Annotated in this window: 18 protein-coding genes; 4 read left to right on the top strand and 14 right to left on the bottom strand. The window is 42.3% G+C overall.

The window, feature by feature from the left end:
• Positions 1 to 459 (bottom strand): MaoC family dehydratase, encoded by a 459-nt coding sequence (locus AB1Y31_01665; GenBank protein MEW4981872.1) that lies wholly within the window; start codon positions 457 to 459, stop codon positions 1 to 3.
• 252 nt (positions 460 to 711) lie between these two features.
• On the opposite strand from AB1Y31_01665, the gene AB1Y31_01660 reads away from it, so the two are divergent.
• A complete protein-coding gene (locus tag AB1Y31_01660; protein MEW4981871.1) occupies positions 712 to 2,040 on the top strand; it encodes an MATE family efflux transporter in 1,329 nt (442 codons plus the stop codon).
• On the opposite strand, the gene AB1Y31_01655 is transcribed toward AB1Y31_01660, so the two are convergent.
• Positions 2,032 to 2,715 (bottom strand): glycerophosphodiester phosphodiesterase family protein, encoded by a 684-nt coding sequence (locus AB1Y31_01655; GenBank protein MEW4981870.1) that lies wholly within the window; start codon positions 2,713 to 2,715, stop codon positions 2,032 to 2,034. The genes AB1Y31_01660 and AB1Y31_01655 overlap by 9 nt on opposite strands.
• A gap of 98 nt (positions 2,716 to 2,813) precedes the next feature.
• Between AB1Y31_01655 and AB1Y31_01650 the strand changes: the two genes are divergently transcribed.
• The 3 genes from AB1Y31_01650 to AB1Y31_01640 all read left to right on the top strand — a co-directional run bounded on the left by AB1Y31_01650 (position 2,814) and on the right by AB1Y31_01640 (position 7,841).
• The gene (locus AB1Y31_01650) at positions 2,814 to 3,953 is read left to right on the top strand and encodes an aminotransferase class V-fold PLP-dependent enzyme (protein ID MEW4981869.1); all 1,140 of its coding nucleotides are present in this window, start codon (positions 2,814 to 2,816) and stop codon (positions 3,951 to 3,953) included.
• A gap of 151 nt (positions 3,954 to 4,104) precedes the next feature.
• The gene (gene ispG, locus AB1Y31_01645; protein ID MEW4981868.1) at positions 4,105 to 5,307 is read left to right on the top strand and encodes a flavodoxin-dependent (E)-4-hydroxy-3-methylbut-2-enyl-diphosphate synthase; all 1,203 of its coding nucleotides are present in this window, start codon (positions 4,105 to 4,107) and stop codon (positions 5,305 to 5,307) included.
• Between the two features lie 476 nt (positions 5,308 to 5,783).
• Positions 5,784 to 7,841 (top strand): 4Fe-4S binding protein, encoded by a 2,058-nt coding sequence (locus AB1Y31_01640; GenBank protein MEW4981867.1) that lies wholly within the window; start codon positions 5,784 to 5,786, stop codon positions 7,839 to 7,841.
• Between the two features lie 7 nt (positions 7,842 to 7,848).
• On the opposite strand, the gene AB1Y31_01635 is transcribed toward AB1Y31_01640, so the two are convergent.
• The 12 genes from AB1Y31_01635 to hisG form a co-directional block, all read right to left on the bottom strand.
• Positions 7,849 to 8,181: a hypothetical protein gene (locus tag AB1Y31_01635; GenBank protein ID MEW4981866.1), complete on the bottom strand. Its 333-nt coding sequence runs from the start codon at positions 8,179 to 8,181 to the stop codon at positions 7,849 to 7,851.
• Between the two features lie 5 nt (positions 8,182 to 8,186).
• Positions 8,187 to 9,728: a long-chain fatty acid--CoA ligase gene (locus AB1Y31_01630; protein ID MEW4981865.1), complete on the bottom strand. Its 1,542-nt coding sequence runs from the start codon at positions 9,726 to 9,728 to the stop codon at positions 8,187 to 8,189.
• Positions 9,718 to 10,419 (bottom strand): DUF523 domain-containing protein, encoded by a 702-nt coding sequence (locus AB1Y31_01625; GenBank protein MEW4981864.1) that lies wholly within the window; start codon positions 10,417 to 10,419, stop codon positions 9,718 to 9,720. Before AB1Y31_01625 ends, AB1Y31_01630 begins: the two co-directional genes overlap by 11 nt.
• 25 nt (positions 10,420 to 10,444) lie before the next feature.
• Positions 10,445 to 10,825: a hypothetical protein gene (locus AB1Y31_01620; protein ID MEW4981863.1), complete on the bottom strand. Its 381-nt coding sequence runs from the start codon at positions 10,823 to 10,825 to the stop codon at positions 10,445 to 10,447.
• Between the two features lie 92 nt (positions 10,826 to 10,917).
• Positions 10,918 to 11,307, bottom strand: coding sequence for a ClpXP protease specificity-enhancing factor (locus AB1Y31_01615; GenBank protein MEW4981862.1), 390 nt, complete (start codon positions 11,305 to 11,307; stop codon positions 10,918 to 10,920).
• Positions 11,308 to 11,313: 6 nt separating this feature from the next.
• Positions 11,314 to 11,961, bottom strand: coding sequence for a glutathione S-transferase N-terminal domain-containing protein (locus AB1Y31_01610; protein ID MEW4981861.1), 648 nt, complete (start codon positions 11,959 to 11,961; stop codon positions 11,314 to 11,316).
• Positions 11,962 to 12,042: 81 nt separating this feature from the next.
• The gene (locus AB1Y31_01605; GenBank protein MEW4981860.1) at positions 12,043 to 12,780 is read right to left on the bottom strand and encodes a cytochrome c1; all 738 of its coding nucleotides are present in this window, start codon (positions 12,778 to 12,780) and stop codon (positions 12,043 to 12,045) included.
• Positions 12,777 to 14,003: a cytochrome bc complex cytochrome b subunit gene (locus AB1Y31_01600; GenBank protein MEW4981859.1), complete on the bottom strand. Its 1,227-nt coding sequence runs from the start codon at positions 14,001 to 14,003 to the stop codon at positions 12,777 to 12,779. Before AB1Y31_01600 ends, AB1Y31_01605 begins: the two co-directional genes overlap by 4 nt.
• Positions 14,003 to 14,596, bottom strand: coding sequence for a ubiquinol-cytochrome c reductase iron-sulfur subunit (gene petA / locus AB1Y31_01595; GenBank protein ID MEW4981858.1), 594 nt, complete (start codon positions 14,594 to 14,596; stop codon positions 14,003 to 14,005). The genes AB1Y31_01600 and petA overlap by 1 nt, the downstream gene beginning before the upstream one ends.
• A gap of 149 nt (positions 14,597 to 14,745) precedes the next feature.
• Positions 14,746 to 15,810, bottom strand: a complete 1,065-nt coding sequence (gene hisC, locus AB1Y31_01590) for a histidinol-phosphate transaminase (GenBank protein ID MEW4981857.1) — start codon at positions 15,808 to 15,810, stop codon at positions 14,746 to 14,748.
• A 17-nt stretch (positions 15,811 to 15,827) separates the two neighbouring features.
• Positions 15,828 to 17,126 (bottom strand): histidinol dehydrogenase, encoded by a 1,299-nt coding sequence (gene hisD / locus AB1Y31_01585; protein ID MEW4981856.1) that lies wholly within the window; start codon positions 17,124 to 17,126, stop codon positions 15,828 to 15,830.
• Between the two features lie 3 nt (positions 17,127 to 17,129).
• Positions 17,130 to 17,759, bottom strand: coding sequence for an ATP phosphoribosyltransferase (hisG, locus tag AB1Y31_01580; protein ID MEW4981855.1), 630 nt, complete (start codon positions 17,757 to 17,759; stop codon positions 17,130 to 17,132).
• Between the last annotated feature and the right edge of the window lie 2 nt (positions 17,760 to 17,761).

The following is a 17,761-nucleotide window of genomic DNA, read 5'->3' as shown; positions in this document are numbered from 1 at the left end:
TCAGTTCGTTACTGCTTTTAATTTGGCTGGAATTGGTTTAACAACAGCCTCTCCTGTAATAATCTTATTGCCTTCGTGGTCAAAACATTCCGTACTAAAGGTCACCGTATTTTTCTCTTTATCAATCGCCAACACTTCAACAACAGCGCGATACTCACTCCCAAAAAAGGCCGGTCTTAAGAACTCCACCGTTTGTTTAAGCCACAAAGTGCCTAAACCAGGAAGGTCCATACCCAAGACACCAGAAAACTGAATGACAGAAAACATGCCGTGTGCAACTCGCTGTTTAAAAATACTTTTTGCAGCGTAGTCTTCATCGTGATGTGCGGGGTTCCAGTCCCCAGACATTTTGGAAAATTGAACCGCGTCTTCATGTTCAATCTTGTAGGTTTTTTCCTTACGCATGCCGATGCTTAAATCATCAATACTCATGCAGTTGGTTGGTAATGGAATACTCATTGCTCTTACCCTCTCTAATTTTTATTATAAAAAACAATAGACCTGCAGCAATACTAATGCCAAATATCACATCCTATTATTTGCCGCTGAATAAACAATATCATGATAACCAATTAATTTTTATCACATAATGACTTAAGGCAGTCAAATTAAACACTCCTATCAAATAATAAAATACCACACCACTAATTTTCATGAGCGCTTGTTTTTTAAGCGACTATAATTACTCTAACGTCCACTGTTTTGAAACCTATGCTTCCCCCCAAGCCTTATCAAGATTTAACCACGGGCTCCATTTATCGCCACTTAATTCAACTTGCCATACCCGCTTCAATGGGCATGTTTTTTAACACGCTCTATAATCTAACCGACAATTGGTTCGCAGGTAAGGTGTCGGATGATGCCCTCGTCGGCTTATCTATTTCCAGTATCGTTTTTTACCTTTTCATTGGATTGCTAGCGGGCTTACAAAACGGCACCTCAGTGATGGTGGCAACAGAAATTGGCCTAAAGCAAACCCATCAATTAAAAAACATCATTAAAAACGCCTTCGGTGTCGGTATTATTTTTTCAATGATCATTATTGTGTTGGGCTTAGCATTTGCCAAAGACACTATTGATTGGTTGAGCACCGAAGACAAGGTAACCGAATTAGCCTGGGACTATATTCAGATTCTGATTGTTGGCAATATTGCTTTCTCCTTTAGCACTATTGCGGCGGGTGCGCTAATGGCCCTAGGCGACACCACCTCTAACCGTAATGCGCTCATCGTTGGTTTTTTTGCTAACCTAGGACTTAACCCATTATTGACCTTCGGTTTTGAGATGGGTGTTGCTGGTCTGGCTTGGGCAACCCTCATCATTAAGTTGGCGTCAGCGCTGTATTTACTCATTATTTTATGTAAAAAATTAGGCTATACGCCTTTTCCTTACATTGATAAACGCACCTCTTTAGCCATTCTGAGACAAGTATTACCGGCCAGTTTTAATTTTTCTATTATGATTATCGGTAGCCTCATGATCACAGGGTTTGTCAGCAGGTTTGGTGATTACGCGGTTGCCGGCTACTCCGTTGGTTTAAGGCTTGAACAGGTCTTGTTACTCCCAGCCCTAGGGCTCAATGCAGCTGTTTTAGCGATTTCTGGGCAGAACTTTGGCGCTAAGAACTTCCGTCGCATCGCAGAGACTTACCGTAAGGGTTTAATACTCAGCTTTTCTATTTCTCTTGTGTGCATTCCCATTATGATTTTTTTGTCGCCCCTTTTAATGGGCTTCTTTAGCCACAAAGAAACTATTATCGAGGTAGGCACCACCTATCTAAGAATCGATGCCTTGGCTTTTTTCTGTTATGTGTCTCTTTTTATTAGCGTTGCCACTCTACAGGCCATTAAACAGCCCGACTTTCCGGTCATTATGGGTTTATTTCGACAATTAATTTTACCGCTAACCGTCAACTATTTTTTGATCCTCCATCTCGGTTATGGCATCAACTGGCTATTTGGCTCTGTCGCGCTTATTGTATTTTTCAGCATGATCATTACCCTGCTATACACACGGTCAAAGCTCAAGCAATTAGTCTGAACAAGCCGCTAATACTCGATCTGGATAATTACTAAATACACCATCAACGCCCATATTTTTCATTCGCTCAATATCCTTGAGCCCATTCACCGTATAAACATAGAGCTTTAGCCCCTCAAAGTGCGCTCGCTCAATTAGACGGGGTGTCACACTCCGTTCATTTAAGTGAATTGAAAAGGCTTTAAGCCGGCCAGCCCAAACAAAAGAATCGTCAATATTTTTACTCGCCAATACGCCTATGTTCAGGCTCACATCTAACTGTGAGACTACCGCCAGCTCACCCATAAGAAATGATGACAGCAGAATCTGCTGTTTCTCGGCCTCTACCAACGTATTAACCAACTTCACACAAGCACAGGCCATCCCCGCGCCTTTCAACTCAACATTTAAACCAACTTTGCCCTTCGTGACATCAATGACTTCTTGCAAAGTGGGTATTTGCTGGCCTTGCCCCGCATCGAGCGCCCTTAGCTCAGCAAAACTATGACTGTCGAGCTTGCCCTTTCCATCGGTCGTTCTATCCAAGGTAGGGTCATGAATAACCACTAGCGTTTTGCCCACTAGATACACATCCACTTCCACACAATCAGCGCCTAGCTCGATGGCTTTACGAACCGACAACAAGGTGTTCTCAGGTGCGTAACCCATGGCTCCTCTGTGCCCAATAGTTAACATACCATTCTCCTTAGCATAGACTGTGCAATCAACAAGCTAAGTCTATAAGGAAATTTTAAAAAAGGATAGAATGCTACTTTTTTAACGGCACAACACAAATGAATAACCACTTTAGCAGTGAATTTAATTTAGATGATGATGTTATTTATCTAAACCACGCAGCGGTTGCACCATGGCCTGTACGAACGGAAAAAGCCGTTGTCGCCTTTTGTCGCGAAAACGTCACTATCGGTTCTAAAAAATATGCAAACTGGTTAAAAGTTGAAGCCCAGCTAAAGCAACAACTCGCACAATTGATCAATGCGACTTCCGTTGATGAGATCGCACTCGTTAAAAACACCTCCGAGGCTCTTTCCTTTGTCGCTTACGGGATAGACTGGGCTACTAGTGATAACATTGTGACAAGCGACGAAGAATTCCCTTCCAATATGATTCCTTGGGAGTCGCTTTCCAACCAAGACGTCGAAGTAAAAAAAACACGCCTTAAAGATGCTGCTGACCCTACCGAAGCTCTCATCAACAATATCGATAGTAACACCAAACTGTTAACAATCAGTTCGGTTCAATACGCGTCTGGCTTACGCGTTGACCTCGAACGTTTAGGCGAAGCCTGCCAACAAAAAGGCGTTCTATTTTGTATCGACGCGATTCAATCGGTCGGTGCATTTCCCGTTGATGTAGAAAAATATAAAGCTGACTTTATGATGGCTGATGGGCATAAATGGATGCTCGGCCCTGAAGGCCTAGGCTTCTTCTACTGCCGAAAACAAGCGATCAGTAAGCTTAAATTAAGCCAGTTCGGCTGGCATATGGTTGAAGACATGGGCAACTATGATGCGCCAGAGTGGACAACCGCCCAATCTGCAAGGCGTTTCGAGTGCGGCAGTCCCAATATGCTCAGTATCCATGCGCTATCAGCTAGCATTGGTTTGTTACTGGATATTGGCATGCAGAGCGTATCGGAAAATGTTGTTAAGCGCGGGCAGTACGTAATTGATCAAGTTCTAAAAACCCCCTCTTTAGAATTATTAACAAGCCCCGACCGCCATGGAAATAATATTGTTGTTTTCAAGCCTTCCAATGCTAAAACGAATGAGCTTTTTGAATACTTAACGGCACATAATGTCGTTTGCGCGAAGCGAGGTGGTGGTATTCGATTTTCACCGCACTTTTACACGCCCTATAGTATTATTGATCGTGCTTTTACAGTTATTGAGCAATTTCATAAGGTTTGTTAAAAACAACGGTATCCACTACTGATAGCAGGCGACTTATTATTAAAGATTGAGCGTTGCTATTTAACGGGACCGTCAAATGCCTTACCCATTGCTCTAAAACGTTATAATAGTCGCTACAAAAGTCATTTTTTACACATCCAAAAAATTCATCATGCAAAAGTCTTTAACGGTCAAAGTAGGTTCAATTTTAATAGGTCATCAGCACCCCATCGTCATTCAGTCAATGACCAACACGGATACCGCTGATATTGAAAGAACCGTTAAGCAAGTTTACCAATTAGCTCAGGCTGGTTCTGAACTGGTTCGAATTACGGTGAATTCTGAAGCGGCCGCGGCGGCTGTCGCCACCATTAGGCAACAACTTGATGAATTAGGTTGCGATGTTCCTTTAGTCGGTGATTTCCACTTTAATGGTCATAAATTGCTCGCTAAGCACCCATCTTGTGCACAAGCATTGGCTAAGTACCGTATTAACCCCGGTAATGTTGGTCGCGGTAGTAAACGTGACCCTCAGTTTGCTCAAATGATTGAGTTTGCCATCCAATACGACAAACCAGTGCGCATTGGGGTTAATTGGGGCAGCCTTGATCAGTCTGTGTTGGCGCGGCTAATGGACGAAAACTCGTCATCTAGCACACCTAGAGACTCTATCGCGGTGATGCACGATGCGGTTATTACATCGGCATTAGAAAGCGCTGAAACAGCCAATAAGTTAGGTTTAGCAAAAGAAAAAATAATCCTATCTTGCAAGATGAGTGGCGTTCAAGACCTTATCTCTGTTTACCAAGACCTTGCCTCACGTTGTGATTATCCACTTCACCTTGGGCTAACTGAAGCCGGTATGGGCAGCAAGGGTGTCGTGTCATCCACCGCCGCATTAGCTGTTTTACTACAACAAGGTATTGGCAACACCATTCGAATTTCCTTAACACCTGAGCCAGGCGGCGATCGCTGCAAAGAAGTCGTGGTAGCACAAGAAATTTTGCAGTCGATGGGATTACGCTCATTTACCCCCGCCGTTATCTCCTGTCCAGGATGCGGTCGAACGACAAGCGACTATTTCCAACAGCTAGCGCAAGATATTCAGACTTATTTACGCCATAAAATGCCTGAGTGGAAAACTCAATATGCCGGTGTTGAAGAGATGAAAGTAGCCGTCATGGGTTGTGTTGTTAATGGTCCTGGGGAAAGCAAAAACGCCAATATCGGCATTAGCCTACCCGGAACTGGTGAAAAACCGGTCGCTCCCGTTTATATCGATGGTCAAAAAGATGTCACCCTAAAGGGCGATAATATCGCAGAACAATTCCAACAAATTGTCGAACGCTATGTTATTAAAACTTACCAACAATAAAGCTGAAAAACAGTCTAAACAAGCGCTAGATTTAGCCTGTAACCCATTTTGTTAATTAAAAAACCGCCGTTTTAACACAGCCATTGACGAATGACCGACTAAAACCCTGCTTTAGCCGCGAGAATATTCACAGTAAACACCTAGCCAAAATCCTTTAAAAGCAGCAACACAGCCGCTATCTCAAGGAGCTTGGTCTAGCGAACATCACAACCTAAATCTCAGTTTCAAGCATTCGCTCGGTTCACTATAGCCATAATGGCTAACCCCCATTAAGTAATATGAATGAGTTTGAGAGGGCTAAAGCAGTCGCTAAAATTTTGCTTATTAGTTTGCTATCATAGCCAATTAAATATTGACACTTAGTTCTTATATTCAAAAATAATATGCTTTCTAATAATAATTATAAACAGCTACTTTTTACCTTTATCTTTTGCTTATTCACGGGAGGCCCTGTCTTAGCTGAAGAGGCGCCCGACATGGGTACAAACTCGTTTACTAAAAGTACTCTCGTTAATGGCAGGATTGAGGGCCTTATTAAAGAGATTTTCCCTAATGCCACACGCATTGATAAAAAGGACCCTAAAACGCACGTCTGGCCTATTTATGTTGCCTTTCAACAGGAGGGATATGCCTTCGAGAGTAAAGACTTTATTCAAATTCAAGGCTTTGCTGGCGACATCATTAATTTACTGATCGGCATTGATAACGAGGGGCAAATCATGGGGGTGCGCGTGCTCTTCCAACACGAACCCATTTTTATGCACGGTCTGGGGCCTCAAGCATTAGAAAAATTTCTTGATCAATACCCCGGTCACAGTGTGTCAGAACGTATCATCGTTGATAGTAGTCGCTCACGTTCGGTTTCCTCTACTGGTGAAGGCAGTTTGATCTTTGATGGCGTCACTAAGGCCACTGTCTCGGTCATTGCTGCAAACGATACTTTACTGACTGCCGCCTTAGAGGTCGCTCGAAAAGTCTTAGGTAAGTTTGTGCAAGACACAGCTTCGTTACCAAAAATGGATTTATTCGAGCCACTTAACTGGCAACAATTATTAGACAAGAAACTAGTGGGGCACTGGCTTGTTAGCCGAGAGCAGCTGGAAACAGCCTTAGGAAGAGAGCTAACCGATTACCCCAACCATGGCTTTGATGATCCTGACTTAACCGTTGTATCCGACATTTATTACGCATATTTAAACGCACCTATTATCGGCAGAAATTTACTGGGTGAGCAAGATTACGCGCGTTTATTAGAATCCACCAAACCCGGCGAACATATCATCGGGGTGATGTCTACAGGGCCGTACGATTACCTAGAAGATGATTTCAGACCGGGAAAAATACCAACGCGATTATCTTTATACCAAAATGAACTGCCGCTGTTAATTAGAGACATGGCTTTTTACCGCTATTACGATAAAAACCTAGCTGAAAGCGTGCCTGACTTGCCTAATTTTAGGTTACTAAAAATCAAAGGCAACGCAGGCTTTGATCCATCGAAAGAACTCACCATTCAACTAAATTACGATTTACGCCAAAACTACCTTCTTGGCGATAACATTAACCAGAAAAGCGCTCATCAATTGCCGGCCGAACTTTTCTACAAACCAGAGATTATTGAAGAAGAACGTATCCCAATCTGGAAGCGTTTATGGAATTCTAGGGTAATGGAAATTAGCATCACCATTGTTTCACTCATTTTGCTAACGCTAATCTTTATCAAACAACGTTCCCTGTCCAAGCACCCCAAGGTTGTTAAATACAGTCGCTGGGCATTCCTTTTATTCACCCTGTTTTTTATTGGATTTTATGCCCAAGGGCAACTATCTGTGGTGAACATTTACACCGTTTTATTATCGCTACAAGATGGTTTTAAGCTTGATCTTTTCTTACTCGACCCTGTGCTTTTCATCATTTGGACGTATACCTTTGTAACCCTGTTTATTTGGGGCCGCGGGGTATTTTGTGGTTGGCTATGTCCTTTTGGCGCACTTCAAGAGATGCTCGCCTGGGTAGGTAAGGTCTTAAAATTCCCCCAAATTAAGATCAAAGAACCGGTACATCGTGTACTACAAAAGCTGAAATACCTAATAGTTATAGGGCTATCGGCTATTTGTTTTTACGACTTGGGTTTGGCGCAAACACTGTCGGAAGTTGAACCCTTTAAAACCAGCATTACATTAGTCTTTGACCGTGAATGGTACTTTGTAGCATTTGCCGTTAGCTTGTTAGCCATCGGTATGTTTATTCATAAATTCTATTGCCGTTACGTGTGTCCACTGGGCGCTGGGCTGGCTATGTTAGGCCGGTTCCATCTCTTTGAATGGTTAGACCGTCGTGACGATTGCGGCAAACCTTGCCAAGTTTGTACGGTTCGCTGCGAAATCAAGGCTATTTCAAAGGTAGGTAAAGTTGATTACAACGAGTGCATTCAATGCCTTGAATGTCTTGTTATTTATAATGACGAACACCAGTGCGCACCGGTTATGCTGCAAAAGAAACGCGCTAGAAAGCAGTTCGTGGAATTGAAATAGCCACCGCTTATTTGACTATAAATAAAGGTATTTTAGGCACCGAAAAATTATCGTTAGCCCATTCTATCAGTGCTTCACGGCTAAAATAATAGCCCGATAGCTGTGCTGGACGTTGCATTTTGCAAGACCAGCCTTGCTGAGCGAAGATTTGACCTGTTTCGTAATGAGGGATATCTGCCAACAATCTGCCTCGCATTTCTTCCACTTTTTTCGGTACTTTAGCATTACTCGAAATAGGCTCATCCCACGGTTCAATGTTATTCATCAAAAAAGCTGCTTGCCAGATCGTAAGAATATTTTCCTCACGCCAAAAATCAACATCAACAGCTTCAATCAGCATTTAGCTCACTGAACTCCTCGTTCTACTTCGCCTTGCTTATTGAGTACACGTTTAACTATTTTGCCTGCCCCATTCTTTGGTAAGGCGTCCATAAACACTACTTTTCTTGGCACCTCGTAGCTTCCCAAGTGTTCTCGGCACCACCGCCTTATATCTGCTGAATCAGCTTCAAACCCATCTTTTAACACGATATAAGCAACAGGTATTTCACCGTGTAGTTTGTCGCTGTGTCCAATCACCGCGGCTTCTAATACCGAGTCAAAACGATAAAGCACTTCTTCAATAATTCTAGGATAAACATTCATCCCATTGACAATAACCATGTCTTTTTTACGGTCAAGAATGCTGAAGTAACCCTCTTCATCCTCATTTCCTAAGTCGCCGGTCAAAAACCAGTCATCAACAAATGATTCTGCTGTGGCTTCGGGTTGTTTCCAATAACCCTTCATAACGCTGTCGCCTCTTACGGCTATTTCGCCAATCTCACCGCGAGCCATTTCTTTGCCGCTCTCATCTAAAATTTTCATTTCAACGTTCGGCACTGGTAAACCAACCGTTCCTATTTTTCGAACACCACCGACAGGATTAACACAGGTAACAGGAGAGCACTCTGTCGGCCCATCACCTTCATAAATAGCTACACCAAATTTCTCTTCAAAACGATTCATCACATCCACGGGCATCGAGGCACCACCCGATATACAGAGCTTTATTGAGCCAAAGTGACTCTTCTTGTCGTCTTTGGTATTCAATAATACGTTGTACATACTGGGAACCCCGAGAAAAACGCTGCTGTTGGTTTTTTTAATTATCTTCAGTAATTTATCCGGCTCAAATTTTGCGATAGGAACAAAGCTACAACCGTGCGTCAGTGGCGTTAACATACCAACGGTTGCTGCAAAGGCGTGAAACATTGGTAATACTAAGGTGACTACTTCCTTGCCAGCTTGCCATTTCATCGCCTGAAATACACTGGCGGTATTGGTCACCAAATTGTGGTGTGTCAACATCGCACCCTTTGGTTTACCGGTCGTACCCGAGGTATACAAAATTGCAACTAAATCGTTTTCCACATCAATTGTTACAGCTGGAAGTAAACCATCATTTTCAAACAATTGCAGCCAATCACTCGATTCACTTTGAACTGAACTTATTTGAACACTCAAAATAGGTATCGTTAACGCCGGAATAATCTCATCCACATTAGCCCGAAAGCTATCGTGATAAACCAAGGCTTTCACCTCTGCATTATTCATTATATAAATAACTTCAGCTGGTTTTTGAAGCAGGTTGATCGGCACCACCACCGCACCCGATTTAACGATACCCATATAGGCAACGGCAAATTCAACGCTATTAATACAGTAAAGTGCAACCCTATCACCCTTTTCAATACCCTGCCTAAGTAGGCCAACAGCGAATTTATCAGAGGCAGTTTTTAGCTCTGCGAAGGTATACGATTGATCATTTTCAATCACAGACTCACAATCCGCATATTCATCAGCAGCGGCATTAAAGGCATCGATTAAAGAAGGGTTATTTGTCATTTAGGCGCTCTCTTAATATATTTAATAAGGGATCTAACTGTTCGCTGTTCATGCCAGTTAGTAAAGTGTTAAGGGTAATCATTTTCTTGTTTTTAGAATCCCCGACGTCTATGTTAGTCAGTAATTTGTCACAAATAACATGCTCGGTGAACTGATTGCAAAACAGTATATTCTGATGAATAAGGTAATAGAAGATAACGCGGATTTGGAACAATAACAACTCACGCTGATCAGCCAAAAAAGGCTCTTCAATAAGAGGTAAATAGGGAAAATGATTGATCAGTGATGTCGTAAAAAAACCATTACCGGTTTTACTAAGTAGCCGGCCGTTGGGAGATTTAATAGGTACCGTCGTTAAACCACAACTTGGCGAACGAGGCGTTAGTACAAACCCTGCCAGTGAATTTAATACTGGTACTTGGCTATCGAAAAATCTAATCAACTTATCCGTGACATCAATAGAGGAATCATCTCGCCCTATTACTTTAGTGCCATCAATATGCTGAATAAGCTCGACCGGCGGTCTTGGAACAGAAAGACCAGCACCCACCTCTGGGCAGATAGGAATTAACTGAAAGCCCTTCGAGAGTTCAGTACAACAAATTTTTGAGTACTTGTTTGCGCCATCATATCGAACAGAATCACCGATTAAGCACCGGCTAATTCCAATTCTAATAGGTAACGAATGCACCTTTTTTGCTGACTAAATACAAAGGTTAATCAGTAAATAGTACTGCCGTACCCTGGACAGCTACGCCATATGGGCAGTCTTTATGTAAGTCATTGTGTTTACCATAACTTGTCACTAGCTCAATAATCCCATTACCGCCAAGATCATCCACCGCATGTTGTAATACTGAAATTGCCGCTAGCCTAACAATCTTTTCACCCTTCTTAGTCGTGCTGCATAAGGCCGCTTCAACTACTCCAAAACGCTCCTCTATAACCGGCATATCTGCTGGTTCCCCAGAGACAAATACTGGATAAGACTTCGTTTCATCTTCCATATCAATACGTACAACATCAAAGAAAAATAACGATGAAATAATGAACAATACAAAGAAAACTATAGTGATTTTTTTATCAGATGCTGTCATTTGATTACTTTAATTTTTATTTACGTTTCTAATTCTTCCGAGTTTGATTTGACAGCAGATGAAAAGTTCATAAAATTTGTGGATAAATCAAATTACTTAACTATTCTTAGAACAGGTTTTTTTGCTGTCACTTTTGGCGCTGAATCTTGAGGATCCGGCGGCACATCATCTTCGAAGTGCTCATCAAACATCATGCCTTTACCATTTTCTTTTGCATATGTTGCCAATATTGCATTGATAGGAACATATAGGTTCTCAGGTCGACCTGAGAACCTTGCAGAAAATGATATAGCCTCGTTATCTATAACCCAATCTTGGATGGCAGAAGGGTGTGTATTTAAAATTATTCTGTCATCGGATACATAAGCCGTTGGTACAATAACACCTTCATAATTTGCATCCACCAGTAAGTATGGTGTCATACCATTTTCTAGTATCCACTCATGCAGCGAGCGAACGAGGTAGGGTTTCAGAGGAGTCATGTAGAGTTAAGAGGCCATTAACAAGTGGCTTTCCATCATATCAATCTCTTCTTTGCTCATGCTTTCTTGGAATGTTTCACGCTTAGTGACAAGTGCAACATAGTCAGTAATCGCTTTTGCTTCCTTAGGTAACTCAATACCATAGAGTGGTAAGCGCCATAATAAAGGAGCCAACACACCGTCTACCAATGTAAAGTCATCACTTAAAAAGTATTTATTTGCTTCGAACAATGGCACGGCAGCAATCAAATTTTCCCTAAGCAATTTTTTTGCTTTAGCGGCTTTCTTCTCACCTGCATTAATAATGTCGTCCAATAATGTATACCAGTCCTGATCAATACGGTGAATTAATAGGCGTGAACGCGCTCTTGAAACTGGATCAATAGGATATAAAGGCGGATGAGGAAAACGCTCATCTAGGTATTCCATAATAATTCTGGAATTGAACAATGCTAAATCTCTATCAATTAGGATCGGTAACGTTCCATATGGGTTGAGTTCTTGTAGGTCTTCTGGGAACTCTTTGCCATCTACAAACTCAACATCAGCAGAAGCACTTTTCTCACGCAAAATGAAGCGCGCCCTATGACTGTAGTGACACACTGGGTCTGCAAAAAGTGTCATGATTGATTTTCTATTAAGTGCGTTTATCATCGTTTTTTCCGTTTTATTAAATGTAAAAAAGAGCTTTGCGTTTTGCACAAAGCTCTTTAACTTTAAAGCTTATTTGTCTTACTAATGGATATCTTTCCAATACTCTTTCTTCAATAAGTAGAATACACCCATCATCACCAAGATAAATGCCAACACTTTCCAGCCAAGTCGTTGGCGTTCTAGTTTTGCTGGTTCACCCATATAAGTCATGAAATTAACAAGGTCATTCATCGCCTTATCGTATTCTCTCTCGTTCATTCGACCCGGTTTCTCAATTTCTAGTCGATCCATCACTTTTTTTACAGTACCATCTTCATTCTCTACATCTATATAGACAGCTTTTTGTAAGCCTTGAAGATCCGCTAACACATGAGGCATACCTACTTTAGGGAACAGCGCATTATCGACACCAAATGGACGCTCCTCATCTATATAGAAACTTTTGAGGTAGGTATATAACCAGTCCGGACCACGAGAACGTGCAATCAGAGATAAATCTGGCGGGTTAACACCAAACCATTTTTCTGCATCTTCAGGACGCATTGATATCGTCATCCCATCAAATATTTTATCACCAGTGAACATTAGGTTTAGCTCTACCAATTCTGGCGAAATCTCTAAGTCTTTTGCCATTCTTGAATACCTAAGTTGCTTGGCTGAATGGCAACTTAAACAATAGTTCACAAAGTATTTAGCACCCCTTTGTAAAGACGCTTTGTTATTCAGGTCTATTGTTGCTGACTGAAGTTCAATATGTCCACCAGCCGCATATAACTGCGACGAGAACAATACCAATAAAACTATACTTAGTTTTCTCATTTCTCTTCTACCCTCTCTGGAACATATTTATCTTGGCCAATATTTGAATAAAAAGGCATCAATAAGAAGAATGCAAAATAAACAAGTGAGAAGAACCTAGAGAACCATGTTCCCACGGTTGTAACTGGTTGCATCCCAAAGTAGCCTAAACCTATGAAGCTGATACAAAATGCCACAATAGCTGCTTTAAACACAGGGCCTCTATAACGTATAGATTTATTCACCCCTCTGTCTAGCCAAGGCAATAAGAATAAAACAATAATCGCACCCGCCATTGCAACAACGCCCAAGAACTTATCAGGCACCGCTCTCAATACCGCATAGAAAGGTGTGAAGTACCAAACTGGCGCAATGTGTTCTGGCGTCTTTAGTGGGTCAGCAGGAATAAAGTTTGCGTGCTCCAAGAAGTAACCACCCATTTCAGGTACATAGAAAATAATGAGTGCAAAAATGAACAAGAATACTGCGACACCCACTAAATCTTTAACTGAATAATATGGGTGGAAAGGAATACCGTCTAAAGGCACCCCTTTATCATCCTTGTGTTTTTTAATCTCAATACCTTCTGGGTTATTTGAACCCACAGCATGCAAGGCCACAATGTGCATAAAGACCAATATAACCAACACTAATGGGATAGCAATAACGTGGAAAGCAAAGAAGCGGTTTAGTGTCGCATCAGAAATAACGTAATCGCCACGTAACCATAGTGCAAGGTCTTCGCCCACGTATGGAATGGCACCGAATAAGGACACAATAACTTGCGCGCCCCAATAAGACATCTGACCCCAAGGCAGTAAGTAGCCCATGAATGCTTCAGCCATTAGCGCCACATAAATGATCATGCCAAATGTCCAAACTAATTCACGAGGTTTTTTAAACGAGCCATAAACTAAGCCACGGAACATATGCAAATAGACCACAATAAAAAACGCTGATGCGCCGGTCGAATGCATATAACGGATTAACCAACCCCATTCAACATCACGCATGATGTATTCAACAGAATCAAACGCTAACTTCGCATCGGGTTTGTAGTTAATCGTTAAGAAAATACCCGTAATAATCTGGTTTACCAATACCAACATCGCCAACGAACCGAAGTAATACATCCAGTTGAAGTTTTTCGGCGCATAGTATTCTGCAAGGTGTTCATTCCATACTTTAGTTAGCGGAAAACGATCATCCACCCAACCTAATGCATTTTTCAAAAAGCCACTCATTATGCTTGCCCTCCGTCTGAACCAATTAATATTCTGGTATCTGTTAAATACTGGTGTGGTGGTACAACCAAGTTCAATGGTGCCGGCACGCCAGCATATACACGACCAGACAGATCAAAACGAGATCCATGACACGGGCAGAAAAAACCACCTTGCCAATCAGGGCCTAAATCTTCTGGGGCTACATCAGGTCTAAAGGTAGGAGAGCAACCTAGGTGAGTACAGATACCAACCGCTAAAAAAACTTCCGGCTTGAGTGAACGAGAAACATTTTTACATGATTCTGGTTGTTCGGATTCATTAGAACCAGGGTCTCTTAATTTCTCCGTCATTTCTTCCAGTTGAGCTAATATTTCTTTTGTACGCTTTAAAATCCAAACTGGTTTTCCACGCCATTCAACACGAATTAACTGGCCTGGTTCTAGCTTCGCAATATCAGCTTCAACGGGAGCACCCGCTGCTTTCGCACGATCGCTTGGGTTCATTGACGCTAAGAATGGAACTGCCACATAAGCCGCACCAACACCCGTTACCGCAGTAGCTGCAGCCGTTAAAAAAAGGCGTCTGCGCTTATCTACTACCTGTTCGCTCATCTAAATCTCCATAAAATCATCGTAAATTGCGTATACAATTTTTGCACAGCACTTATCTGCGAAATTTTAGCATAATTTTATACTTTTGATGCCCGCAACCATGCTTTAAAGCTAGATATCTTATGAAACGAATATTTTTCTAACGAAGATTAGAGTATTGAATGGATTTTTTCGAGAAATAACTTATTTTCTGAATCTGAACCGACTGTTACGCGTAAGCATTCAGCGGGTAAGCCTTGCACCTTACCCATTTTTTTAATCAATACACCTGCTTGCTTTAACGCATCAAAAACACGCTCAGCAGAATCCGATCGCAGTGAAAATAATATAAAGTTAGCTTCGCTTGGGAAAACATTAAGCCCATCAAATGACGAAAGACTTTCAAGCAATCGCTCGCGTTGTTCACAAATAATGGCAGCTTGAGAGTCCAGCACGTCAATGTGCTTAAAAGCAAATCTTGCCGTTAACTGCGTAAACACATTGATGTTATACGGTAACCTTACCTTCTCTAGTTGACCGGTTAAGTTTTTATGCCCGACAACAAAACCAAGGCGCAAGCCTGCAAGACCAAGCTTTGATACCGTCCGCATCACTAACAATTGCTCAAAATCCCGCACCCGGTTTAAGAATGTTTTATGTGCAAAAGGCTGATACGCCTCATCAATCACCACGATGCCATTTGAAGCATCTAGAATTGCAAGCAAATCATCATCACTAAATAAGTTTGCCGTTGGATTATTAGGGTAAGCCAAGAAAATTACGGCTGGGTCATCTTTCTTTATCGCCGCCAGCATCGCTGGCATGTCTAAACTAAAGTCCTTACTTAATGGTATCCCAATAAACGGCAAGCCCAACGAGTTTGCAATGTGTTGGTACATAACAAAGCTTGGCGTGGGAGCCATTACACAAGCATTATGATTCATTGCCATCAAGATAAGCTGGATCAATTCATCCGAACCATTGCCCAACACTACGCCCAATTCAGCGGAAACGCCAAAGCACTCACGCAGACTCGTCACTAATTCCTTTGCAGATGGGTCAGGGTATCTATTCGGCTCAGCTGTTGACAGTAATTCCAACCACTCGGCCTTCATTTCGTCTGGCCATGCAAATGGGTTCTCCATTGCGTCCAACTTCACTAAACCTGTGGATTCTGGCACTTGATATGCCGTCATTTTTTGTATTTCTGGGCGAATTAAGTTCTGTAAATTCATCTGTTTTTTAGACAATGTTAGTCACCAAGTTTACGGTATTCTGCGGATCTAGCGTGGGCCGTTAACGCCTCACCACGCGCCAAAATAGACGCTGTAGCAGACAAATCAGATGCGCCCGACTGGCTGCAGTTGATAATACTGCTACGCTTTTGAAAGTCGTAAACGCCTAATGGCGATGAAAATCTCGCCGTTCCAGACGTTGGCAATACATGATTAGGGCCTGCACAATAATCACCTAAGGCTTCCGGGGTATATCGCCCCATAAAGATAGCACCTGCATGCTTGATCTGGGACACCCATGCTTCAGCATTATCCACTGACAGTTCTAAATGCTCAGGCGCTATTTTATTTGCGATTTCAATCGCTTGCTCGCTGGTAGCGGCATAAATAAATCCACCTCTACTTTCCAACGATGCTTTAATGACGTTTGACCGTTCCATTGTTGACAGCAATCTATCCATACTTTTCTTGACCGCATCAATAAACCCTGCATCCAGCGAAATAAGTATCGACTGAGCATTTTCATCGTGCTCCGCTTGTGAAAACAAGTCCATCGCTATCCAATCTGGGTTTGTCTTGCCATCACAAATAATAAGAATTTCAGATGGCCCAGCCACCATATCAATACCGACCTGACCAAAAACTTGCTTCTTAGCTGTGGCGACAAAAATATTGCCCGGCCCAACGATTTTATCAACCGCTGGCACAACTTCGGTACCATAAGCCAGCGCCGCTACCGCTTGTGCGCCGCCCACTCTAATGACTTTATCAACGCCTGCTAAGAAAGCAGCCGCTAACACCAATTGATTCAATTCACCTTTAGGGGTTGGCGTCACCATCACAATTTCAGCAACACCAGCTACTTTTGCGGGAATAACATTCATCAAAACAGATGAAGGGTATGCCGCCTTCCCGCCTGGCACGTACACACCAACGCGTTCTAAAGGAGTGACTTTCTGACCGAGGGTATTACCAAATTCATCAACAAAATCCCACGACTGCATCTTTTGGTGCTCAGCATACGCACGGATCCTATCTGCCGCCGTGGTTAGCGCCCTCGATTGCTCCTCTGGCAGTTGCTTCCATGCTGGCTCTAACTGTTCACGACTAAGCAGCAAGTCATCGGATGACTCACTCCACTGATCAAACTGCTGGGTATAAGACAATAAAGCCGAATCGCCTTGTTGTCGCACCGCCTCGATGATGCTTGAAACAGTTTGCGATATCGACGCATCCTGCGTTTCATCCCACTTCAACAGGCCATCAAGTTCTTGATCGAAATCGGCACTAGATGCATCTAGAGTCGTTATATTCATACTCTAACGCCTATTTTCAACCGCTACTTCTAGCTTTTTAACAAGCTCTTTAATCTGCTGATGCTTCATCTTCATCGAAGCCTTATTAATCACCAATCTTGAACTGATGTTCATAATAAGGTCCAACGGCTCCATACCATTTGCTTTCAGGGTGTTACCGGTGTCGACTAAATCAACGATGCAGTCTGCTAAACCCACGATGGGCGCCAACTCCATAGAACCATACAACTTAATAATCTCTACTTGTTGACCTTGCTTCGCAAAATATTGCTCTGTTAGCGACACATATTTTGATGCCACCCGAATTTTACCGGACGGTAATTCTTTCCCAGTTACAATCGCCGTCATTAAACGACACTTTGCGATATTTAAATCCAGAGGCTCATAAAGGTTATCACTACCGTGTTCGACCAAAGTGTCTTTACCCGTAATACCCACATCGGCAGCGCCATATTCAACAAATGTTGGCACATCGGTGGCTCGGATAATCACCAAATTAACGTTGCCACACACACTGGGAACAATCAATTTTCGTGTTTTAGATAAATCTTCAGATGGCTCAATGCCTGCTTCTGCCAATAGCGGTAGCGTATCTTTTAAGATTCTTCCTTTTGATATTGCAATTGTTAACATAG

The organism is Cycloclasticus sp., from assembly GCA_040743155.1.
Classification (GTDB): domain Bacteria; phylum Pseudomonadota; class Gammaproteobacteria; order Methylococcales; family Cycloclasticaceae; genus Cycloclasticus.
Note: the sequence above shows the minus strand (reverse complement) of the source record. Positions and strands in the feature narration are given on the sequence as shown.